20 protein-coding genes are annotated in these 22,719 nt (G+C 66.0%); 10 read left to right on the forward strand and 10 right to left on the reverse strand.

The annotated features are described in order from the left end of the window. Window positions 1–683: 683 nt before the first annotated feature. Window positions 684–923, reverse strand: coding sequence for a hypothetical protein (locus tag Q8Q80_RS15040; protein WP_305633688.1), 240 nt, complete (start codon window positions 921–923; stop codon window positions 684–686). Beyond that, window positions 881–1,324, reverse strand: coding sequence for a hypothetical protein (locus Q8Q80_RS15045; RefSeq protein ID WP_305633689.1), 444 nt, complete (start codon window positions 1,322–1,324; stop codon window positions 881–883). The genes Q8Q80_RS15040 and Q8Q80_RS15045 overlap by 43 nt, the downstream gene beginning before the upstream one ends. 506 nt (window positions 1,325–1,830) lie before the next feature. Between Q8Q80_RS15045 and Q8Q80_RS15050 the strand changes: the two genes are divergently transcribed. After that, complete coding sequence (locus tag Q8Q80_RS15050) at window positions 1,831–2,433, forward strand: DUF502 domain-containing protein (protein WP_305633690.1); 603 nt, start codon at window positions 1,831–1,833, stop codon at window positions 2,431–2,433. Window positions 2,434–2,600: 167 nt separating this feature from the next. Further along, complete coding sequence (locus Q8Q80_RS15055) at window positions 2,601–3,155, forward strand: cytochrome c (protein ID WP_305633691.1); 555 nt, start codon at window positions 2,601–2,603, stop codon at window positions 3,153–3,155. 66 nt (window positions 3,156–3,221) lie between these two features. On the opposite strand, the gene Q8Q80_RS15060 is transcribed toward Q8Q80_RS15055, so the two are convergent. Continuing rightward, window positions 3,222–3,905 carry a hypothetical protein gene (locus Q8Q80_RS15060; RefSeq protein WP_305633692.1) on the reverse strand — a complete coding sequence of 228 codons (684 nt, stop codon included), beginning with the start codon at window positions 3,903–3,905 and terminating at the stop codon, window positions 3,222–3,224. Between the two features lie 552 nt (window positions 3,906–4,457). On the opposite strand from Q8Q80_RS15060, the gene Q8Q80_RS15065 reads away from it, so the two are divergent. Then, entirely contained in the window at window positions 4,458–5,255 is a 798-nt protein-coding gene (locus tag Q8Q80_RS15065) for a hypothetical protein (protein ID WP_305633693.1), read from the forward strand. Here Q8Q80_RS15065 and Q8Q80_RS15070 read toward each other — a convergent pair. The 3 genes from Q8Q80_RS15070 to Q8Q80_RS15080 form a co-directional block, all read right to left on the reverse strand. Further along, entirely contained in the window at window positions 5,186–6,376 is a 1,191-nt protein-coding gene (locus Q8Q80_RS15070) for a glycosyltransferase (RefSeq protein WP_305633694.1), read from the reverse strand. The genes Q8Q80_RS15065 and Q8Q80_RS15070 overlap by 70 nt on opposite strands. 26 nt (window positions 6,377–6,402) lie before the next feature. Next, the gene (locus tag Q8Q80_RS15075) at window positions 6,403–8,886 is read right to left on the reverse strand and encodes a PEP-CTERM sorting domain-containing protein (RefSeq protein ID WP_305633696.1); all 2,484 of its coding nucleotides are present in this window, start codon (window positions 8,884–8,886) and stop codon (window positions 6,403–6,405) included. A 147-nt stretch (window positions 8,887–9,033) separates the two neighbouring features. Beyond that, a complete protein-coding gene (locus tag Q8Q80_RS15080) occupies window positions 9,034–9,723 on the reverse strand; it encodes a hypothetical protein (RefSeq protein WP_305633697.1) in 690 nt (229 codons plus the stop codon). Here Q8Q80_RS15080 and Q8Q80_RS15085 point away from each other — a divergent pair. Continuing rightward, complete coding sequence (locus Q8Q80_RS15085) at window positions 9,713–10,270, forward strand: restriction endonuclease (RefSeq protein ID WP_305633698.1); 558 nt, start codon at window positions 9,713–9,715, stop codon at window positions 10,268–10,270. The two genes, Q8Q80_RS15080 and Q8Q80_RS15085, sit on opposite strands and share 11 nt — an antisense overlap. On the opposite strand, the gene Q8Q80_RS15090 is transcribed toward Q8Q80_RS15085, so the two are convergent. Both Q8Q80_RS15090 and Q8Q80_RS15095 read right to left on the reverse strand, forming a co-directional pair. After that, on the reverse strand, window positions 10,257–10,976 hold the full coding sequence (locus tag Q8Q80_RS15090) for a haloacid dehalogenase type II (RefSeq protein ID WP_305633699.1): 720 nt from the start codon (window positions 10,974–10,976) through the stop codon (window positions 10,257–10,259). The genes Q8Q80_RS15085 and Q8Q80_RS15090 overlap by 14 nt on opposite strands. A gap of 501 nt (window positions 10,977–11,477) precedes the next feature. Continuing rightward, the gene (locus Q8Q80_RS15095) at window positions 11,478–12,269 is read right to left on the reverse strand and encodes a DUF3014 domain-containing protein (RefSeq protein WP_305633700.1); all 792 of its coding nucleotides are present in this window, start codon (window positions 12,267–12,269) and stop codon (window positions 11,478–11,480) included. A 157-nt stretch (window positions 12,270–12,426) separates the two neighbouring features. Between Q8Q80_RS15095 and Q8Q80_RS15100 the strand changes: the two genes are divergently transcribed. Further along, window positions 12,427–13,308, forward strand: coding sequence for a pirin family protein (locus tag Q8Q80_RS15100; RefSeq protein WP_305633701.1), 882 nt, complete (start codon window positions 12,427–12,429; stop codon window positions 13,306–13,308). A 445-nt stretch (window positions 13,309–13,753) separates the two neighbouring features. Here the strand turns inward: Q8Q80_RS15100 and Q8Q80_RS15105 are convergent, their stop codons facing one another. After that, a complete protein-coding gene (locus Q8Q80_RS15105) occupies window positions 13,754–15,433 on the reverse strand; it encodes an alkaline phosphatase (RefSeq protein WP_305633702.1) in 1,680 nt (559 codons plus the stop codon). Window positions 15,434–15,589: 156 nt separating this feature from the next. On the opposite strand from Q8Q80_RS15105, the gene Q8Q80_RS15110 reads away from it, so the two are divergent. Then, window positions 15,590–16,162, forward strand: coding sequence for a hypothetical protein (locus Q8Q80_RS15110; RefSeq protein WP_305633703.1), 573 nt, complete (start codon window positions 15,590–15,592; stop codon window positions 16,160–16,162). A gap of 446 nt (window positions 16,163–16,608) precedes the next feature. Then, window positions 16,609–17,229 carry a transposase gene (locus tag Q8Q80_RS15115; protein WP_305633704.1) on the forward strand — a complete coding sequence of 207 codons (621 nt, stop codon included), beginning with the start codon at window positions 16,609–16,611 and terminating at the stop codon, window positions 17,227–17,229. Window positions 17,230–17,652: 423 nt separating this feature from the next. On the opposite strand, the gene Q8Q80_RS15120 is transcribed toward Q8Q80_RS15115, so the two are convergent. Then, window positions 17,653–19,428, reverse strand: a complete 1,776-nt coding sequence (locus Q8Q80_RS15120; protein WP_305633706.1) for a M61 family metallopeptidase — start codon at window positions 19,426–19,428, stop codon at window positions 17,653–17,655. Between the two features lie 202 nt (window positions 19,429–19,630). On the opposite strand from Q8Q80_RS15120, the gene Q8Q80_RS15125 reads away from it, so the two are divergent. The 3 genes from Q8Q80_RS15125 (at window position 19,631) to Q8Q80_RS15135 (ending at window position 22,588) form a co-directional block, all read left to right on the forward strand. Continuing rightward, window positions 19,631–20,134, forward strand: coding sequence for a BON domain-containing protein (locus Q8Q80_RS15125; RefSeq protein ID WP_305633707.1), 504 nt, complete (start codon window positions 19,631–19,633; stop codon window positions 20,132–20,134). Window positions 20,135–20,234: 100 nt separating this feature from the next. Beyond that, window positions 20,235–20,966, forward strand: a complete 732-nt coding sequence (locus Q8Q80_RS15130) for a BON domain-containing protein (RefSeq protein WP_305633708.1) — start codon at window positions 20,235–20,237, stop codon at window positions 20,964–20,966. Window positions 20,967–22,252: 1,286 nt separating this feature from the next. Further along, window positions 22,253–22,588, forward strand: a complete 336-nt coding sequence (locus Q8Q80_RS15135) for an Imm50 family immunity protein (RefSeq protein WP_305633709.1) — start codon at window positions 22,253–22,255, stop codon at window positions 22,586–22,588. Window positions 22,589–22,719 lie beyond the last annotated feature (131 nt).

The following is a 22,719-nucleotide window of genomic DNA, read 5'->3' on the forward strand; positions in this document are numbered from 1 at the left end:
GACCGGATCGCCTGCGGGGCAGGCTCCTACGAAAACCGCGATGATGTTGCTTTTCGCAGGAGCGGACCCTGTCCGCGATCCGTACGTCGATCATGCGCTGCCGCGTGTCCGAAGACCGCATCGCCCGCAGGGCAGGCTCCTACGAAAACCGCGACGGTGCTGCCCTTCGTAGGAGCGGACCCTGTCCGCGATCCGGACGTCGATCATGCGCTGCCGCGTGTCCGAAGACCGGATCGCCTGCGGGGCAGGCTCCTACGAAAACCGCGATGATGTTGCTTTTCGCAGGAGCGGACCCTGTCCGCGATCCGTACGTCGATCATGCGCTGCCGCGTGTCCGAAGACCGGATCGCCCGCAGGGCAGGCTCCTACGAAAACCGCGATGATGTTGCTTTTCGCAGGAGCGGACCCTGTCCGCGATGGGGCGGTGGATCACGCGCCGGCGCTTGTTCGGAGGCCGTGATCGCCTGCAGGGGCGAAGCGGGGATTTCGGCGAGCATTGCTCGCCGCCCGCAAAGCCGGCTGGCCATGCAGGGCCAGCCGTGGATAGGCTCCTACGAAAACCGGCTCATCATCGACCCTCCGCGACGTTCTCGCCTCCCGAAAGCGATCCCGCGCCGCCTCCTCAGTCAGCACCGCAGGCAGTCCTGCTTCATGCGCACCGCATCGGCACCAGGTGGCGACGCTCAGTCGCCTCCACCGCAGCCGCCTCCGTCACCGCCCCCGTCCGAACCGCCATCACCATCGCCGAAGCCATCGGTGCCGCCGTCGACGCCGTCGCTGCAGAAGTCGCTGCCGCAGTAGGGCGTGCTGCCGCTGCCATCCGAGCCTGCTCGCCGCACGCCGCCGCAGTCCGGCACGTAGCTGAAGCCGCCGGCGATGTTCAGCTTGGCGTCCAGCGCGAACAGCAGCGGCAGACGAACCACCAGCAGCGGCGCAGGCCCGCGTTCTTCATCCGGTCGTCGGTCAGCACCACCGCCAGCGTGTGGTGCAGGAAGCGGCCGAAGCCCTGGCGGCAGAAGCTGTCGTAGTTCTTCGTGCACAGAATGAATTCATGCCACAGGTCGTCCACCACCTGACTGGGCATGGCCACGAATTTGCGACCGCTCTTCAGATGCGCGAGGAAGAACTGCCGCAGTCCGTTCGCCACCAGCTGGCAGTCCTTCAGCGACAGTTGCGGGTGACGCGCGCGCAGTTTTTCGAACAGACCCTTGGGCAGTTCGGCATGGCGGATATGCGCTTCGCGGCGCAGCGCGACGTAGCGGAAGTGGAACACCAGCGCCACGCCCACGGCGGCGACAGCAAGAACGATGAGCAATGGATGCATGGGCAGTTTCGATCTCTGCGCTTCACCCTGCCTTCGGCACGACTCCGCTTCCCGGCAGCAAGTGCTCACTGTTGCAGCGCGCCGATCGCGGCGGGGACGCCGCACAAAAAACACCGCGCACATCGGAAACGGGTCGCGCTGACTGCGCTCGACTCGGTGGTGACTGACCGGGTCTCGAACCGGCACCTCATGCCGCGGCCGTGAAACTGTGGGAGCCGACCCGGTGGGCGCGGCGTCCTCGCCGCGATCTGTGCCGCGCCGAGGACGGCGCACAGGCTATTCCTGCCCCGCGTCGCATTTCCGGCGCAATTCGCATCGATGTGACTCGGGACTTGTGGATTCTTGTCGCCTCCCGCTGCCGCGTGCGGGGGCTCACAACCGTCGGAAGCCGGCACCTGGTGCGCCGAGCCCGGCAAGCGCGTGTGGGTTGGGGCCTGTCGCAGGCGCCTGCCCCCGGTTTCACGGCACGCGGTATGCTGCGCCGCACCTTGTCCTGACTGCCTGCCATGAATCGCCTCTACCAGTATTTCTTCCGCGGCCTGATCACATTCCTGCCGGTTGCGCTGACCGTTTACGTGCTGGTGCTGTTCGTCACCTGGACCGAGCGGCTGGCGATGTCGATGATCCGGCCGATCATCGGCGACTTCTATCTGCCGGGGCTGGGCATCGCCATCGGCGCATTGATGATTCTTGCACTCGGCGCCCTGGTGTCGCAGCGCTTCACCGGGCGTCTGCTGTCCTGGGTGGAGTTGCCGTTCACCAATCTGCCGGTGGTGAAGAGCATCTATTCCTCGCTGAAGAACTTCGCCGATTACTTCGCTCCGCATCCGGAGTCGGCGCAACAGGTGGTGCTGCTGCGGATGCCTGGCAACGAACTGGGCATCGCCGGTCTGGTGACCCGGCAATCGATGGCCGGATTGCCTGCCGGCCTGGGCGAACTGGAAGACCAGGTGGCGGTGTACCTGCCCATGGGCTACATGATCGGCGGCTACACCGTGTTCGTGCCGCGCGCCTGGGTGACGCAGGTGGACATGACGGTCGAAGAGGCCATGCGCATGGCACTGGTCGCCTACATGTCGTCGAACCGCGCGAAACCTGACGCGCGCTGATCGGCATTGCGCGCCCGGTCCGGCGCGCCTCGCCCGTCAGTTTCGACAGTCGGGATCAGCGCTGCGCCCGATCGCCGGCATCACGCCGTCAGACATCACCGACACGGGGCGCCGCGCCAGCACGGTTCGCAGTACCCTGCTTGGCACAAACCACGGGGAGAACTGCCTTGAAAACCGCTCAACTTGTCACTGCAAGCCTGCTCGCGCTGTTGCTGGGCGCGTGCGGCCAACCGGCCGAGCCGGAACCTGTCGCGGCGCCGCCGGCTGCGCCAACCGCTCCGATCACTGAAGTGAGTCCGGCGCCAATCGCCGAAGTCACGGCAACGCCAGCGGCCGCCGAAGCCGCGCCAGCCGCTCCAGCCTCTGAACCGGCACCCGCAGCCGTCGCCGCGCCCGCTCCGGCAGAAGCACCGGCGGCCGCTGCAACCGAAGTCGCAGCCGCGGCCACCGGCGGCGATGTCGTGAAGGGCTGGAAAGCGTGGCGTGCGGCAGCGTGCGAGCGTTGCCATGGCCCGGCACAGGAAGGCATGGTTGGCCCGTCGCTGATTGCGTCGCTGAAGACGCTGTCGAAGGATGACTTCGACAAGGCCGTGCTCGAAGGGCGCATCGCGCTGGGCATGCCCGGCCACCCCTTCCTGGCCGACAAGATCGACGATCTGTACGCCTATCTGAAAGGTCGCTCGGACGGCAGCGTCGCGAACGTGCGACCGGACGGCGCCTGAGTGCAGTCTGGCCCCGCCACCGGCGAGGCCAGACCGAGCGCCTCGCCCGGAGGGCGACGCAGCGGATCAGCGCCGCTCTTCGGTCGGCCGCGCCCACCTGACCAGCAGCCGCAGCGCCGCTGCAGCCAGAAATGCCGCGATCAGGCTGATCAGCCCCCACTTCAGCAGCACGCTGTAGTGCGCCCAGGCGAACAACGCCTGACCGGGGCCGTCGGCACCCGCTGCCAGAAACATCAGATGTGCCGCGTTTTCGCTGACGTCGGCAAGACCCGCCAGCGGCGCCGCGTAAATCGCCGCCTGCCCCACGCGCCGAGGCGCGCCACTGAGTGCGGCGGCAGCGCGCGTGCATAGCATCCACAGAAAGATGGAGTAGGCCGTCATGAAGGCGAAATCGGCCCACAGCGTCTGCCGCGCCGTGTGCAGGCGGGCCCCCGGCGGGCGGGCTTCGACGCGCTGCTGCGCCGCGTCCGGCGAGCCGGTCGCCGGGGCGCAACCGTGCAGCGCGCGCTGCGCCTCCGTATCCGCACACTGACCCGCCCAACTCTGCACCACCAGCCGGGCACATTCGGCCGAGCCTGCGAACTGCAGACTCAGCATGCCGTGCGGCGTACACGACATCTGGATGTCGCGATTGGTCGCCAGCACGAATGCGCCGGTCACTGCGGTCAGCAGCAGCGCTGCGATCAACCGCACGACACTGGTCATTCCTGCCGCGCGTTGCGCGGCTCGTTCCGGCGTTGCGGATGACATGTTCGAGCCCTCATGGCTTGCGCGACGCAGGGCGTTCCCCGCCGCGCAGATCACCGCAGCATTCACTGCCCGCCTGTTGCGCACAAGCCCCTCGCCGCAGAACCTGCGGCGCATCGGCCTGTCGGTGCCGCAGGCAGCCAGGGGCTGTCGCCCTGAAATGCAGACCGGAGGCAGCGCAAATGCCGAGCGCACTGATCGTGGCGGGTGTTGTGGGCGCTCTCCGGCGCCGTCGATCAGTTGCTTGCGTTCCTGCCCGGCTTCGACGGGTCACACATTCCCTGCCTGAAGACGCACGACGCGACGGACCGATCGCGCTCCGCAGCATCACGCCCGCCTGACCCGCACGGCGCCGCCGGGCCAGCGTCCGCACCATCCCGTCTGCTCGCCTCGACACACCCCAGACGCCCGCATCTCTTCCTTGAAAAATTAACGGATCATTAACGGAACATTAAGGATTCATTAATTTTGTGCTGAAATTCACGCAGGGAAAACCTGCCGAAACGGCAGAGAACACGCCGCACCAGAACAGTGTGGCGAACAGGGAGCAAGGGGATGAGTCGGGAAAGCAGTGACCTGTCCGTCTTGTGGTGGGGTGTGTTTCCGCCGCTCGTCATGATCGCGATAATCGTTGGCCACTATTTCGCGCCACCGCTGTACGAACTCATGACGGTACGCGATGAAGTCAATCCGTACGGCATCATCGAGAACGGTACCATCCTCGTCATGCTGCCGGCCATCGTCGCCGGCTTCGTGGTGTTCGCGCGCCGCCGCGCCTTGCCGCACTGGACGACCGGCTGGGTGGCCCTGGCCTGTGCGCTGGCCTGCATCTATTTCGCCGGCGAAGAAGCCAGCTGGGGCCAGCACTACTTCGGCTGGGAAGCCGGCGAGCGGATGAGTGAAATCAACAAGCAGAAAGAGACCAACCTGCACAACGTGAGCACCTGGTTCAACCAGAAGCCGCGCATGGTTGTCGAATGGTGGCTGCTGCTCGGCGGCATCATCCTGCCGTTGTGGCGTGCGATCCGCCGATCGACGCCCGATACGACATCATTCAGCCACTGGTTCTGGCCGACCCACATCGTCGTGCCGACCGCCCTGCTCTATCTCGCACTGCGCTGCGGCTACTGGTACCAGAACGCGACCGAAGAAGTCATTCCGTACTGGACCTACGACCCGGAAACGCGCGAGTACTACATCGCACTGTTCCTGTCGCTGTATCTGCTGTCGATGTGGAGCCGCATGAACGGCGTGCTGCGCGCATCACCGGCTGGAGCGGCCCGTCAGCCGGCTGCGTCCGCCGGCGCTGCGGACCCGTCGGCCGACAGCACCCCGCCGAACCAGCCCGCGTAACGCGCACATAGTGCATCGGGCAGGTGGCGCGCCGCCCGGCTGCGTGCCGCCTGGCTCATTCCGGCAAAGTGCATCGGGTCATCGACCAGCCTGACCAGCGCATCGAACCACGCGCCGACGTTGTCGGCCGGCAGCACGCAACGCCCGTCGGCAACCGTTTCGGGCAGCGCGCCGCGGTCCGACACCAGCGCCACGGCGCCATTGACCATCGCTTCCAGTGCCGCGCGCCCGGCCGCTTCCTCGACGACCGACGGCGCGATCAGCACGCGCGTGTGCGCCCAGATGTCGGCAACCCGTGCGCTGACCGGCGCAAACATCACGTTGGCATGGCGTGTCAGGTCAAATCCGGCAGCCTGCCCGGCCGCGACGAGTTGCGCCGCCGGCGCGCGCCCTTCCACCACCAGCAGCGGAATGTCCGGCCGTTCGACGCCGAGCCGCTCTGCCAGCTGCACCAGCAGTGCGAGTCCCTTGGCCGGCTCCGGGTTGATGAAGGTGACAAACACCGGGTCGTGCGTCGGCGCGACGGCATCGGGCATCAGCGGTGCCGGCAGCACCGACGGCGCCTCGCCCCATGCTGACGCATAGCGCTGCGACAGAAACCGGCTCGGTGCGAGGAATGCATCGCAGCCGGCCGGTCGTGCTGCGACATAGGCGAGGTTGTGCAGCGCGAACACCACGCGCGCGCCCGCCTGCTGCAACTGCCGGCGTCGACGCGCGTCGCCCGGGTCGCCGCCGTACGTCAGCACGAGCTGCGGACGGAAGTCGTCGATCAGCCGGTCGAGCTGCGCCTGATAGGCAGCGCCGACGTCCTGCTCCCAATGGTGGCGGCGTGCCGGATCGGTCAGCACGATGTGATGGGTGACGCCCGCATGACGGGTTTCGAGCAGCGCGCACGTCGCGTCGCCGGGCGCAGGCGTGCGCACCACGGTCGCACCGTGCGCCTCGATCAGCGCCGCATGGTCGGTGGTCACCGCACCTTCGCATCCGCTGGTGGCCAGGCTGTGCACCGACCAACCCGCCTGCGCCAGCAGTTCGGCGATCTGTCGCATCGACTGCGCCGCGCCGCTGGTCGGGTCGAACGGCGACTGGCCGAGCAGCAGCAGAAGGCGCGGCGCAGTCAACGGCGGTCAGCGGGCCGCAGTGGCCATCAGGCGCGGCGGCGCAGACGCCAGCCCAGCAGGCCCAGACCGGCCAGCAGGGTGGCCCAGGTTTCCGGTTCGGGTACCGGTGCGGCGAGCGCCAGCGACACCGATTGCGCGCCATAGGTGATGGCGACATTCCAGTCGCCGGCATGGATGGCGTCGAACTGGCCGCTGACGCCGCCTGCCGCGGTCAGGAAGGTGAAGGTCTGGCCGGCCAGCGGTGTGAAGCCGAAGTCCAGATACAGGTCGCCGGCCAGCGTCGCGCTGCCGGTGATGGCCAGCCAGTCGTACGCAATGCCCTGGCTCACGCCATCGACTTCGATCAGCAGCGCGCTGTCTGCCTGCTGGACATAATCGCCCTCGATCGCGAAACGGCCGATGCGTGCTTCATCGACGCCGCCGGGCGACACGCTGGCGCCGGCGCCGATCACGATGTCAGCCGCACTGGCCAGGCTGCCGTTGCCGCGCAACCAGCCGCCATCGAAGGCCATCGTCGCAGCGGACAGCCGTCCGTCGACCTGTGTCGAGCCGGCCGACTGCGCATAGCTGCCGGCACCACTGACCACGCCCGTGCTGCCGATGCCGAAAGCGCCCGCGTTCTCGATGCCGCCGGAATTGTTCAGCGCGCCGTCATTCACCACCGTGCCGGCCGGTGCAACCTGCAGCGTACCGGTGTTGTTGTAGACGCCGGTCGCGGTGTTGGTCAGCGTGCCTTCCTCGACGACGAACAGGCCGTCGTTGTTCACCGTGTTGGCACTCGAGTTGGTGAAGCTGCCGCGGTTGTTCACCACGCCACCGAACGCATTGTTCAGCGTGCCGATATTGTTGAACTGGCCGTTGTTGTTCAGCGTACCGCGGTTGGTCGCAAGACCGCCGAGGGCATTGAGCAGGGTGCCGAAGTTTTCGGTGGTCGCGCCCTCTTCGTTGTCGAAGCTGCCGCGATTGTTGAGTGAAGCACCGCCGAGTACGCTCAGCAGACCGTGGTTCGTCAGACTTGCGCCGCTGGCGTTGTTCAGCGTGCCGCGATTGGCCGCCACGCCGCCGAAGACATTGAGCATCGACCCGAAATTGTCGGTCGTACCGCCGACCTTGTTCTCGAAACTGCCCTCGTTCGAGAGCGATGCGCCACCCAGTACGCTCAGCAACCCCGAGTTCTCGATCAAGCCGCTGCTCTGGTTGGTCAATGAGCCGGCACCACCCAGTACGCCACCGAGCAGGTTGCGCAGCGTCCCGCTGTTCTCCACCGATGATCCGGCTGCGGTGTTGAGGGTAGCGCCGGACCGGTTTTCCAGCGTGCCGCTGTTCCACAGCGATGCGCCACCCAGCAGGCTGACCAGGCCGCTGTTTTCGAACACGCCGCCGCTCTGGTTGCTGATCGAGCCTGCACCCCCCAGCACGCCACCCAACAGGTTGCGCAGCGTGCCCGAATTGTTGAGGCTGCCCTGAGCGGTGTTGTTCACCGTGCCGGCATTGCCGAACACGCCGCCGAACGCGTTCTCGAACGAACTATCGTTGTCGAAGGTGGCACCCGCCGTGTTCTCGAAGCTGCCGTAATTGGTGAAGTAGGCGCCGCCCAGATTGCGCAGCAGCCCGCTGTTGAAGAATTGCCCGCCTTCGTAGATATCGACGTAGCCATGGTTGTCGAAGGTCGCAGCCACCAGATTGCGATAGGTGCCGCGCGTGCGGAGGGTCGACGACGACGGCAGCACGAACATGTCCGAATTGGTCTTTTCCTCACCCGCCCGGGTGCTGGAGCCCGGCAGCAAGGTCAAGTCAATGCCGCGATTCAGCGTGGCGAAGCGCAAGGTGTCGCCGTTGAGCGCGCCTTGCGTATCTTCGTAGCCTTGCCGGGTGACCGAGTCGGGCCAGTAGATCTTGACCATCGCATACCACTGGGTGGCATTTTCGGCCGTCCAGTCATCGACGGTCAGTGTCAGCGCATCGTCGTAGGTATAGCTGCCCGGCTCGTACAGCGATCCATAGGCACTGTTGCTGTAGAGGCGGTTGCGATCCGGCCCGCCCTGGTAGTTGTCGGCAACGAACACTTCGCTGGACAGGCCGATTTCCAGATCCCACGCCATGTAGGGATAGGGGTAGCTGGAATACAGCGGAACCGTATAGGTGAAATCAACGAGCAGTTCGAAGGCAGCGTTGATCACGTCGCCTTCGCTCAGCAGGCCGTCGATCGCGCCGCCCCAGGCGAAGGCGAAGCCGCTTACGTCGTATCGGCGCAGCGTCGCCTGCGCATTGTTGTCGAAGCGCCAGAACAGCGAATCGGCGACCGTCTTGTCACCCGTGAGCGACAGGCCGGCGGCGTCCGCCGTGGCATCCGCGGCAGCGTCGTCGAACCAGGACATGAACCAGCCCGAGCTGGTGTATTCGCCTGCGAAGGAATAGCCGGGCAGCAGCTCGGCCGCCTGCGCGGCAGGTGCCGCGGCGAGCGGCATCACGACCAGTGCGGTGCCTGCGAGTGCGCGGGCACGATTCATCAGGGTATCCGGGGGCATGGGCACGCCTTTCGATTTGTTTGAGTTGTGTGCGACGCCCCCTGACGGAAGACGTCCGACCAGCCGAAATTCTAGAGGCGAGGTTTCGCTTCACGCACGTACGGTTTCACGGTGACGCGGGCCGGAACGTTAAAAAACGTCGCGCCGCACGAGCGCCGATCGGCGATCAGGCGAGTTGCAGCAGGCGGCCGAATGGCACGTGCGCGCGCGATCTCGCGCGTGAAGCGGGCCAGCCCACACCATGCGCGGGTGCGGGCAGTCATCCCCCGGGTACATCGACTTGACGATGTAGTATTCCACCCGGTTTCTCACTGCCCACGAAAGGACACGCATGGCCCGCCAACGCCGCCGCAGAAACAAGGACACAGGGCTGGTCGCGCTGCTGCTCGATTCTCCGTGGTATGTCGGCGTGATCTTCGGCGTCGCAATCCTGGTCGGCTTCAAACAGATATTGCCTTCGATGTGGCAGGACAACCCTGTCCTCACGTCCGTTGCAACCGCGTTGTCGAACATGGCCTGGCTGCTTGCCGGCATCTGCTTCCTGCTGGGCGCGTTCGTGTTCGTGAAGACGGTTTTGATGCGCTCCGGTGTGGCGCCGGCGCCGCAACCGGCAGACCGACCGGCCCGCGCGTCGAGGCCGAAGCCGAGGCCGGCGCCCGATGGCGTTGCATCGAGCGGGTCCGGATCCATGTTGGTACCCGACGTCGTTGCTGCGCAAAGCATGCGCGAGGCCACACCACGCACAGTGCCGTCGCCCGCGCTGTCTTCGTCTTCGTCTCCCTCAACCTCGGCGTGGTCGATCGAACTGATGCGCGCCATCGAGTGGAAGCGCTTCGAAGACCTGTGCCAGAAATTTTACGAGATCAAGGGTATCCGGAGCGTCACCACGCCGCTCGGCCCGGACGGCGGCATCGACGTCCGCCTGTTTCAGGACGACTCGGACCGCGCGACCTCGATCGTGCAGTGCAAGGCGTGGGGCGAACGTTTCGTTGGCGTGAAGCCGGTGCGCGAACTGCTTGGTGTCATGACGCATGAAAAGGTCGCCAAGGCTTTCTTCATGACCAGCAGCCGGTTCTCCGGCGACGCACAGGCGTTCGCGCGCAGCAACCACATCACGCTGATCGATGGCGACATGTTCCTGATGATGATCAATCGTCTGCCCGCAGCCTCTGCCGACGCGCTGCTGCGCTTTGCCACCGCCGGCGACTACAACATTCCGACCTGCCCGAAGTGCGGACAGAAGATGAAGGCGGTGCCGGGTCGCGAGGGGCGACTTGATTTCTGGGGATGCACAAGCTATCCGCGCTGCCGTCAGCGACTTGGCATGCGTCGGGACGATACAGCGGCGGCCATCAGCGAGACCTGACGGCGCGCTGCAGCGCGTGCGCCAGTTCGACGATGCTGTCGACCGCGATATCCACCGGCACCTCCGGCTTCGATTCGCCGCATCCCGGGCCGTGCTCGTCCGGGCGGGCGATGAACGCGGTGCGCAGTCCGGCGGCTGCGGCACCCGCCAGGTCGGACGAATGGGCGGCGACCATCATGGTCTGTTCGGGGGCGAGGTCGAAAGCGTCGGCGGCCGAGCGATAGACGATGGCCTTGGGCTTGTAGTCGCGCGCCAGTTCGGCGCCGGTGATGGCGTCCCACGGGAAGTCGTTGCGTCGCGCCAGATCGACCATCAGCGCGATGTGGCCGTTTGAGCACGGTGCAAGCCGGTAGTGCGGGCGCAGCGCGGCAAGCCCGTCGGCCACATCGGGCCAGGCGTCGAGCCGGTGCCAGGCCAGCGTGAGTGCATGTCGCGTGGCCTCGTCGGCGCGCTCAGCGCCGAAGGCGGCGAGCACGATGTCGAGGTTGCGCCGGTGCAGCGCGTCGAGTTTCATGAAGGGCAACCGGCCCGCCCGCACCTCTTCCATCGCCGGCTGGTACTGCGCGCGCCATGCATCGGCCAGTGCCGGCCCGTCGATGGCAACGCCGACGCGCCCGAGCAGCGTCTCCGCCTCGCGCGCGATCGCCGTGCGCCAGTCAACCAGCGTGCCGAACACATCGAACACCAGCGCCTTCACGTCATGCATCGCCGTCTCCAGCCAGATTCGAAGGGTGCAGCTTAACGAACAGTCGGCATGCGCAACGTCGCGTGATCGACGCGCAGATCGCGGACAGGGTCCGCTCCTGCGAAGGGCAGCACCGTCGCGGTTTTCGTAGGAGCCTGCCCTGCAGGCGATCCGGTCTTCGAGATGCGGCAGCGCATGGCCAACGTGCGGATCGCGGACAGGGTCCGCTCCTACGAAAGACTCGACGGTGGCCGAAGCGTTGCCGCCCTTCGCAGGAGCCTGCCCTGCAGGCGATCCGGTCCACGAACACGCACCATCGTGTGATCAACGCGCGCATCGCGGACGGGGTCCGCTCCTGCGAAAGACGTCGACGTTGACCGAAGCCTTGCGGCCTTTCGTAGGAGCCTGCCCCGCAGGCGATCCGGTCCAGAAACAGGCGCCATCGTGTGACCGACGCGCGCATCGCGGACGGGGTCCGCTCCTACGAAAGACGTCCATCGTCGCGCCTTTCGTGGGCGTCTTTCAAGGCTGGCGGGTCACGGCGGCGCGGATGTCGGTGAGCTTGGCGCGGATGCGCTCGGCGTTGGCGTCGCCCATGCGCAGCATCATCTTCTGCCCCTCCGACAGCTTCTCCAGCGCCGGATCGGCGAAGGTGTACAGCACCTTCGGCTGCTTCAACCGGATCGGCCGCGACACGACAGGTGTCGCGAGCAGGTGATCGATCACCTCGACCAGGCGATTGTTGAAATAGCCATTCGGGTAGCCCAGTTCGACGTACTGCTGCTGGAACAGCGGGTAGTGACGCACGTACAGATCGACCAGCTGCGCCGTCGGCACCATTTCGGCCAGCTGCACATACACGTCGTAGCGCGCGCCGTTGGCGGCGTCGAGCGTCAGCGTGTCGCCGCTGCCGGCGGTCACGGGCGGACCCGCAACGGGCTTGACCGGCATCAGCCGCCGCGTCACCCGTTCGCGCGGCAGGTTGTCGATGGTCACGACGATGCGGCGCACGATGTCGGTCGAGCTGAAGTACTTGTCGAACGATGCGCCGAACAGGGCGGCCAGTCCGTCGCGCATCACGGCGTCGCTGTCGACCGGGGCGGCATCGGGTGACGCCGGAGCCGCGTCGGGCGGCGGTGCGATCGGATAGTTCGGAACCTCGACCGGCGTTTCGGCCGGCGCAGGTTCTGCAGGCGGCGCGACCGCCACCGACGGTGCATCGGCAGGCGGTGATTCCTTCTGCATATATGTATACAGCGCAACTGCGCCGGCCAGTACCACGACGACCAGCGCACCCTTTGCCCATGTATTCATCCGGAGTCCTCCCGTTCTTGTTGGAATGTTGATGATTGACCCTGAATGCTGCGCTTGATTTCCCGCTGAAGCATGTCGGGATGTAACACGTTGACAGCTCAAGGGCCTTCCATCGGCCCTACCATCCACCTTTGGACACTGCTTACGGAACACCGCCATGAACGACAGCCCGATCGAACTTGTCATCGCCGCGCGCCACGCCGACCTGGGCAACGGCCTCGTGGTCCGCCGCGTGCTGCCGTTTTCCAGGCGCCGCATGGTCGGCCCCTTCATTTTCCTCGACCACGCCGGGCCGCTGACCATCGCCGCCGACGCCGTGCGCGCCGCCGACGTGCGGCCGCATCCGCACATCGGCCTGTCCACGGTGAGCTATCTGCTCGGCGGCCAGATGACCCATCGCGACAGTCTGGGCATCACGCAGGTGATCCGCCCGGGCGAGGTGAACTGGATGACGGCCGGGCGCGGCATTTCGCATTCGGAGCGCTTCGAGCATCCGGCGTCGTTCGTCGGCGGCGGGCTGGAGCTGCTGCAGTCCTGGGTGGCACTCCCGGAGGCCGACGAAGAATGCGAACCGGCGTTCGACACCTACCCGGCCGACGCGCTGCCGGTGGCCGACGAAAACGGCGTCTGGATGCGCCTCATCGCCGGTGAGGCATACGGGCTGCGCAGCCCGGTCAGGACGCATTCACCCTTGTTTTACGTGCATGCCGCGCTGCAGCCGGGCGCGCGTCTGGCGCTGCCCGACGCGCACGCCGAGCGGGCCATTTATGTCGTATCGGGCTGCATCGACATCGCCGGGCACCGCTTCACCGCCGGTCAGATGGCAGTGTTCGCGCTCGATGCCGACAGCACGCTTCAGGCGGTCGAGCGCTCGACCGTCATGCTGCTCGGCGGCGAACCGGTCGGCCCGCGGCACATCTGGTGGAACTTCGTTTCATCGCGCAAGGAGCGCATCGAACAGGCCAAGGCCGACTGGCAAGCCGGGCGCATCGCCTTGCCGCCACACGACAACCAGGAGTGGATCCCGCTTCCTGGGTGACGATGTCCGTGTTTCATGAGCGCAGCGTACGCGCAACCGTCGCAGTAACGGTTGAGTCCGCGCGCGGGTTACGTCCGCATCGCGGACAGGGTCCGCTCCTACGAACGGCGAGCCGTCTCGGTTTTCGTAGGAGCCTGCCCCGAAGGCGATCCCGGTCCCCGATATGCGGCAATCGCGTGATCGACGTCCGGATCGCGGACAGGGTCCGCTCCTGCGAACGGCGAGCCGTCTCGGTTTTTCGTAGGAGCCCTCCACGGCCGGCCCTGCATGGCCGGCCGGCTTTGCGGGCGGCGAGCTGTGCTCGCCGAAATCCCCGCTCCGCCCCCGCAGGCGATCCCGGTCCCCGAAAATGGCAACTCCGCTTGATCAACGTGCGGATCGCGGACGGGGTCCGCTCCTACGACAAAACGTAACTCTTTTCTGCGCAGGTCGCGGGCGTCGCGCTTCAGCCCGGTACCAGCTTCCTGTTGGCGGCGCCGGGCAGCATGCGCAATGCGGGACCATTCGCCACGGTGTAAGTGCGGCTCTTCACCGTGCTGACATAGCGCCATTCGGCGCGGCAGGCCTGCGCGGTGACGGTGACCAGCATGAAGCCGCGGCGGGCGGTGTCGGCGTACTGCAGCGGGCCGATGATCTGGGTCAGGCCCGCGGCGACGGCGAGCGGGTTTTCAGCCGGAAAGTACTCTTCGAAGCCGGGCGAGGTGACCGACGACGTGGCGAATTCGACGCCGACGCGGTTGCCCGCGAAATCGGTCAGATCGCTGGCCCAGGCGTTGTGCGTGTCGCCGGCCAGCACGACCAGATTCTTGTCCAGCGCGCGGGCGGTGCCGAGCAGGGTTTCGCGGGCGATCGCGTAGCCGTCCCAGGCGTCGAGGTTGTATGGAATCGCCGGCTGCGCGAGCACCGCCTGTTCCTGCGGCGTCAGCGTGGCGGGCGCCGTCTGCGCCTTGAATACCAGCGCGCTGTACTGCGTGAAGCTGACCTGGCCCAACACCAGCGGCGCCGGAATGTTCATGCGGCCCATCAGCACCTGCTGACCCAGCATGTCCCACGTGGTGTCCGATTGCGCCAGTTGCAGGCCCAGCCAGTCGTTCTGTTCGGCGCCGAGCAGCGTGCGGTTCGGGTCGGTCAGGTCGGCGGTGAAACGTGCGGTGTCGAAGCCGCTGGCGCCGAAATAGTTCGCGTAATCCATCTGCTGGTCACGGCCGATGAGGCGCGTATCGAGCATGTGCAGTGACAGCAGGTTGCCGAAGCGGAAGCTGCGGTAGATGCGGTCCGGGCGGGCCGGATCCGGCAGGCGGGTCGGCATCCACTCGTGATACGCGCGGATGGCGGCGGCGCGGCGATCAGTGAAAGCACCCTCGACGCCTTCGGTGTGGTTTTCCGCGCCTTCGCGCCAGGTGTCGTTGGTGATTTCGTGGTCGTCCCACACGGCGATCACCGGCAGCGCGGCGTGCAGCGCCTGCAGATCGACGTCGGTGCGGTACTGCGCGTGACGGGTGCGATAGTCATCCAGCGTGATGATTTCGTCGGCCGGCTCGGACACCCGGCCGAGCGCGGCGGCGTCCTGCGAGGCGTAACCGCTGCGCGAGTATTCGTAGATGTAGTCGCCCAGATGCACCGCGGCGTGCAGATCGTTCAGCTTCGCCACTTCGGCATACACGTTGAAGTAGCCGGCCGGGAAGTTGGAACAGGACAGCACGGCCAGCTTGATCTGGTCGATCGCACCGGCCGGCAGCGTGCGCGTGCGCCCGGCGGGTGACAGCTGACCGTCGGCGCGGAAGCGGTAGTGCAGGCGGGCATTCGCCGGCAGGCCGAGCACGTCGGCCTTCACCGTGTAGTCGATGTCGGCGCCGGTCAGCACACGGCCGCGGCGGATGATGCGTGCGAAGGCGGCGTCGAGCGCCACTTCCCACAGCACGGCGACCGTGCCCGGGCGGGTCGGCGTGACGCGGGTCCAGATGATGACGCGGTCGGTCAGCGGATCACCGCTCGCCACACCGTGCTGGAACAGGCTGCCGGGTGCGGCCAGCGCACTCGCCGAGCGGACGACGGCCGAACCGGCGAGCGCGCCGGCACCGACGCCGCGCATGAAGTCGCGGCGGGAAAACATGTTGCTGGGCATGGGAGCACTCCGGGCGATGAATGGCCGCGAGTGTGGTGAGCGCCGGTGACACACCGATGACGGATTGTTGACGACAGCTTCAGCCAGGCGACACGCCGCTGTCACACGCGCGCTCTATCGTCGGCGGCAATCTCGTCACCTTCCGGAACACGCCCGATGAACAAAGTCCTGCTGGCGCTCTGCGCTGCCTTCTCGATCGCCCTGCCCGCCCACGCCGTCACGCTGGAAAGCGCCACGCTGAACGGCAATCTGCTTGACGCCTCGTTCAGCACGCCGTCGCTCATCGCACTCGACATTTCGCTGCTGAACAACGATCCGCTGAGCTTCAGCTTCGTGCTCGACGCCGACGACATCACGGCCGGCGGCGTCGACGTGAACGCCATCCTGCGCGACGTCAGCGGCTTCGGCATCGGGTCATTCACGCTGACGACCGGTGGCGCACCGATCTCGGTGGTGACCGGCTCGCTGCTGGCGACCACGGTGAATGGTGATCTGCTGACCAGCGACTACTTCGCCGGCGCACCGGTGGCCGAGTTCTACTTCGGCAACCCCTTCTTCGAGGATGGCCTGGTCGACTGGCGCATCGGTTTTTCCGGCCTCTCCGCCGGTGACCGCTTCACCCTCGACCTCGCCACCACCCCCGCCGTGCCGGAACCGCGCGAGTGGATGCTCATGCTCGCCGGCATCGGTTTGATCGGCGTCAGCGCCGCGCGCAAGCTGGGCCGCTGAACAGCGCGATGCGGCGCGGGTAAGGCCGCCTGACCCGCAAACTCGCCAATCCGTGTCGTCAACGCGTCGATCGCGGACAGGGTCCGCTCCTACGAAGGACCAAAAACCGTCGCGGTTTTCGCAGGAGCCATCCACGGCCGGCCTTGCATGGCCGGCCGGCTCTGCGGGCGGCGAGCGATGCTCGCCGAAACCCCCGCGCCGCCCCCGCAGGCGATTCCCGTCTCCGAAGCAGCAACGTCGCGTGATCGACGCGCGGATCGCGGACAGGGTCCGCTCCTACGAAGGGCCAAACCGTCGCGGTTTTCGTAGGAGCCTGCCCTGCAGGCGATTCCCGTCTCCGAAGCAGCGACATCGCGTGACAGACGCGTCGATCGCGGACAGGGCCCGCTCCTACGAAGGGCAACACCGTCGCGGTTTTCGTAGGAGCCATCCACGGCCGGCCTTGCATGGCCGGCCGGCTCTGCGGGCGGCGAGCGGTGCTCGCCGAAACCCCCGCGCCGCCCCCGCAGGCGATTCCCGTCTCCGAAGCAGCAACGTCGCGTGATCGACGCACCGATCGCGGACAGGGTCCGCTCCGGCGAAAAATAATCGCCGATCTCGCGCGGGTGAAATATGCTTTATGCATGAACAACACACCGCATCAAAGCCGCCTTCGTATCGGTCGCCACTCCATCGCGGGGCAGGTCTACCACGTAACGATCGCGACGCGCGGCCGCATTGCGTTCTTCGCTGATCTCCGGAATGCCCGCACAACGGTGCTGACGCTGCGCGCCGCGTCGGACCTCGGCGATGCGGAGACGCTTGCCTATGTGCTGATGCCGGAGCACCTGCATTGGTTGATGACGCTCGGACCACACCGTCCTTTGCACCGCGTAGTGCATGCGTTCAAGTCCGTCAGCGCCCACCGGGTGGGTCAGCCGGTCTGGCAGCGCAGCTTCCACGACCACGCCCTGCGGTCTGACGAAGACTGCGTCGCCGCCGCGCGCTACATCATCGCCAACCCGGTGCGACGCGGTCTCGTCGAGCGGGTGGGCGACTATCCGCACTGGGACGCTGTCTGGATCTAGTGGGTGCTGATGAGCCATCGCGGACGGGGTCCGCTTCTACGAAGGGCCAAACCGTCGCGGTTTTCGTAGGAGCCTGCCCCGCAGGCGATTCCGATCTTCGAAATGCGAAGATCGCGTGATCGACGCGCGGATCGCGGACGGGGTCTGCTCCTACGAAGGGCCAAACCGTCCAGGTTTTCGTAGGAGCCTGCCCCGCAGGCGATCCCGGTCTTCGAAATGCGACGATCGCGTGATCGACGCGCGGATCGCGGACGGGGTCCGCTCCTACGAAGGGCCAAACCGTCGCGGTTTTCGTAGGAGCCGTCCCACGGTCGGCCCTGCATGGCCGACCGGCTCCACGGGCGATCCAGGCCACAAACACGCACCATCGCGTGATCACCGCGCAGATCGCAGCGTGTCGAGGATACCGCCGCTATCCCGCCATCAGCCCCGGCCGAGCCACTGTTTCAGCAGCGCCCTGGCCGGGGCGCTGACGCGGGGGGCGATGGCGATCTTCCCTTGATCGGCAGGGGCGGCGTCCAGGCGGACGCGGAACTTCATCAGCTCGTCGCGGCGGAAGGCGTTGATCTTGACCTCGTCGCCGGGCTGGCGGCGCTTGAGCAGGTTGTCGAGCGTGCTGGCGGTGATGCGCAGGTTGTCGAGCGCGACCAGCACGTCGCCGGCGGACAAGCCGGCACGCTGGGCGGCGCCGTGGTCGAGCACCTGGGTGAGCTTCACGGTGTCGCCATCGTTGGCGGTCTTCACACCCAGCACCGGCGCGGTGCTGGCGGCTTCGAAGGCGAGTTCGACGCCGACTGCGCGCAGCAGGTCGTCGAGCGGCAGGTCTTCCGTGCCTTCGGTCGCCTCGGCAAAAAACTTCTTCAACTTGAGCCCGCTCACCGCTTCAGCGGCGCGGCGCACGCCGTCTTCCGGCACGCCGATACCGGTCTGGCCGTGTTCGAGCCACAGGCGGCGCATCACATCGTCGAGCGACACGGCGCCGCGCGTCTTGCTGCGCAGCGTGAGGTCGAGCGCCAGCGCGACCAGCGCGCCCTTGGTGTAGTAGCTGACGATGGCATTGGGCGCGTTTTCGTCCTGCCGGTAGTACTTCACCCAGGCGTCGAACGACGAATCGGCCAGGCTCTGCTTGAGCCGGCCGCCGCCGCGCATCACCTGGGTGACGGTCTTGGCCAGCAGCTTGAAGTAGTCGTCCTGCGTGATGACGCCCGAGCGCACCAGCGCCAGATCGTCGTAGTACGAGGTGAAGCCTTCGAAGGCCCACAGCAGGCGGGTGTAGTTTTCGCGCGTGAGGTCGTAGGGCTCGAACGCGGCCGGCTTGATGCGCTTCACGTTCCACGAGTGGAAATACTCGTGACTGCACAGGCCGATGAAACCGCGATAGGCATCCGACATCGCACTGGCGCCGGGCGCCGGCAGATCGTTGCGCGAACACAGCAGCGCGGTGCTCGACCGGTGCTCCAGTCCGCCGTAGCCATCGCCGACCGCCATGACCAGAAACACATAGCGCTCGAACGGCGCCGGCTCGCCGAACAGCCGGATCTGCCACTCGCAGATGCGGCGCAGGTCTTCGCACAGGCGCGCGGCGTCGATGTCGTGGTGGCCGGTGATCGCCACCTCGTGCGGCACACCGCAGGCCTTGAAGGTGTGCAGCGCGAAGCTGCCCATTTCGACTGGATGATCGATCAGCTCGTCGTAACCCGCCGCGCGGTACAGCCCGAAGCCGTGCCGCCTGGCACCGGCCCGCCCGCCCGCTTCGGGCAGCGTCGTCGCCACCCGCCATTCCTTGTAGGTGCGCCCGGCCGGCGGGCGGATGTCCACCTCGCACGGCTGCTGCTCGGCACCGTGCACCATCAGGAACACGCTGGAGCCGTTGAAGAAGCCGTGCGTGGTGTCGAGATGCGCGGCGCGCACCGACAGATCCCACGCATACACCTCATAGCGCACGCGCAGCACGCCCTCGCACGGCGCGGCCTGCCAGGTGTGCTTGTCGATCTTGGTCAGCGGCACCGCACGGATGCCGTCGCGCGCTTCGATGCGCACGATGTGGCGCGCGAACTCGCGGATCATGTAGCTGCCGGGAATCCACGCCGGCAGCGACAATCGCTGGCCGTCGGGCGCCGGATCGGCGATATCGATCTCGACCTCGAACAGGTGGGCTTCGGGATGGCTCGGTGTGATGCGGTAGCGGACGGCGCTCATGTCGGATAGCTGACGTGGAAACAGCTGCGATTTGACCACAGCGCCGGGCTGCCGCGTTACCGCTGCACAAGGGAATCAGGTCCGCATCGTCCTACACGGCGCGTCGGCTGCACCGACAGTCAGCGTCGCCCCGGCCGCCTACAGTGACGCCATGGCTGAAGCGCAGGCTCGCAGCCACCCTACTTACGCATGGAGAACAATCATGAACACCCGCACCGAAAACGCGCAACGTAAAACCCTGATGACGCCGGCCTTTCGCCTCGCCACCGCCGCCGCCCTCGCGCTGACGCTCGCCGCCTGCGGTCAGCCCGATCGGGACGCGACCATCGGCCAGAAGCTCGACACCGCCATCGCCGCCACCGAAAAGAAGGCCGACGAACTGGGCGAACGCGCTGAAGCCGCCGCCGACCGGGCGCAGGAGAAGGCCGCAGAAGCGACGCGCGACGCGCGCGTATCAGCCGGTGAAACCACTGCCCAGATGGGCGACTTCATCGACGACGCCGCGATCACCGCCGCCGTGTCGGCCCGCCTCGCTGGCGACCCGGATCTGAGCGCCATCAAGATCGACGTCGACACCCGCGACGGCAAGGTCACGCTGAGCGGCCCCGCCCCGACCGAAGCCGCCCGCGCCCGCGCCGCCGAACTGACGATCTCGGTCAAGGGCGTGCTCGGCATCGACAACCAGCTGGTCGTGACCGCCGGCTGACACCGCGACAGATCGCCCCTCGCGCGCAGACCGGGCGGCACCGCCCCGGTCGCGGCTGAAACGACGTCCTGACTCATTTTCTTGCCCGAGGAGAGATGACATGCCGAACTTTCAGACCCGCGGCCAGGCGGCCGCCTCACCCCTCGCCGCCTCCCGTGCTTCGCTCGCGCGCTGTACGGGCGCCGCGCTGCTGGGCCTGATGCTCAGCGCCTGCGGACCGAAGGAAGAACCGGTGGCGCTCAGCGAACCCACGGTCGACAAGGAACTGGCGATCGTGCTGAACCAGACCGAACAGGTCGCGGAAGACGTCAAGGCAAATGCCGGCCGCGTTGCCTACGAAGCCGACATCAACGCCAGCGCCGAACGCCGCGCCGCCATCCGGCTCGACGCGCAACGCGCGCGCGCCGAAGCGGAACGCGAAGCTGCCGGAGCGGCACAGGCGGAATTGGCGACCCAGGTGCGGACCGATTTGCGGTCCAACTCGCTGCCCGACGTTCGTCCCTCTTCGCCGCCCCAATCACCCTCCGCATCGACGTCAGACCCGCAACCTGCCCCCATGGCTGCCAACTACCTGCCGCCGACCGCCGCCGGCGCACCCGCCGACGCCGCCCTGCCGGTCGACGACGCCGTCATCACCGCACAGATCGAAGCATTGATCGAGAAAGACGCCGAACTGGCCGCACTCGACATCGACGTCGCAACCCTGGACGGCAAGGTCATCCTCAGCGGCACCGCCCCCTCCGAAGCCCTGCGCGCCCGCGCCGCCGAGCTCGCCGTGACGATAGACGGCGTGATCGGCATCCTGAATCAGGTCATCGTGAAACCGGCCTGATCCACGGCGGATGCGCTGAACGGCGCGATGGAGTGGAAGACCGGACGTTGAATGAAGGCCCGCCCAGTGCGGGCCTTTTTGCGTTCAGGTGGCAGAGGCGCGGAAGCATAAGGAATCTACGTATGCTCTTCTGATCGCTGCGCCGCTCTCGCGCCCGTGAACAGAGAAGGCCTCGATCCACCGGGGTGGAGGACATGCGCATGAACAGGTAAAGTTCGAGAACCGCGATACGGGATAAGGAACCCGGGTGAGGTTTTTGACGCCGGATTTCATTCAGCAGTTATGCAGCACAGTGGAAAGCAAGCGGTTGATAACGAAAGTGAAATGAGAAGATGCTTGATAGTGGAACAGGGGTGGAACGTCTGTTTATCCATCAAAACTGCGGTAGAAATTAACGTTAGCCGTCAAGAGATACGTGTCCCTGCAATGCAGAAGCGCCAAGTCCGTGTGAAATCTAGGTCCGCAACCGAGGCCCAACGTAGTTTTGCTCTTCGTCAGCTGGGTGCCAAGTGGCGAGAAATGGACTCGCGCGCCCTCGAAATGCTTCTTCGGCGCCTGTTGATGGCCGAGCGCCAATGCATTCCGCGGAAGGCGCGTCAACTCTTGATCCCAACGAACAGACACTTGTATCCCCTCCTTCGCGTGCGGCGCCTTCAAGTGGCCGAGGCAGTTCGGAGTTGCGGCGTCAGGGTAAGCCCCCGCGTGCTCGCTCGGGTCCTGCCCAAAGGGCGCGCTTGGCCAGGAATCATCTACTTGGTGGGGAAGCATGCAACTTGAACCGCTCTATCGTCGACTGACGGCTAACCCCTCCGTCAAGGGGACGTCTTGCGGCATGCCGCAAGCCGCCCCTTACGTCGAACGTTAGCCGCTATGGAAACAACGTTTCTCCAGCAAAAATTTGCAGCCGCCTTAACTCAAGTCTCTGTTGTGCTCGGTTTCTTACGGGCCATGCCTGGTCAGCCTTGGGTCGGCTACTTCGAACGAATCGAGTCTTGCTTGTGCGCACATGACGCCGAGGCGACTGTTCGCGCCCGAGCAGCTATTCCAGGCCCAGGGATGGGTGGTTTCGGAGAGTTTCTTGAGGCTACTCCTCAAATCCAATTGGCTTATCGAGAACTTGTTGATTTAGTCGGAGACATCAAGTTGCATGCCCGTTACGGCATCTGTCGTGAGCACCAAGTAGGCCGCGGCTAACATGGCGCTCAACCTCGCTCCCTTCGGTCGCTGGACGCTGCGCGATAAAGCCGCGCAGCGCCGGTTAGCTCTACGTTGGGCATCATAAGAACATGATCGCGCACGCTGACGAAGTTGAATCCTACTTCGGGTATTGGCCGCTCTTCTGCGACGGGAAGATAAAGAGCATTGCCTTTATTCAACCAGGAACGGTCACTCTGGTCATCTTCTACATAGATGCTGATAAGCAAAAAGAGGCAGAAGTAACTCTTACGTTTTCGGGTGTCACGGAAGTCGAACTGTCCGAACTGAGATCAGAAAACGTAATTGATGCTCTCCATATTTCTGAAGAGCTTCCGATTCAGGTCACGCTTGAGGCCTGTTATGGCTTGGCGGGCGGGTTCAAATGTGCGGCTGCAGAGGTGTCATATGTGCTCAAAAAATCGTAACGTGCGGCCCAACGATTAAGGTTAGATCGTGATCGCGAAGCGAGCCACGATCTGAACCGGTTGTTGAACAAGCCCGGTCCAGCCGTACTGCAGATTGCTTTTTGTCGTTCAGCCCGGATCCGGGCTGCTCG

The organism is Methyloversatilis sp., assembly GCF_030698125.1.
Taxonomy (GTDB): Bacteria; Pseudomonadota; Gammaproteobacteria; order Burkholderiales; family Rhodocyclaceae; genus Methyloversatilis.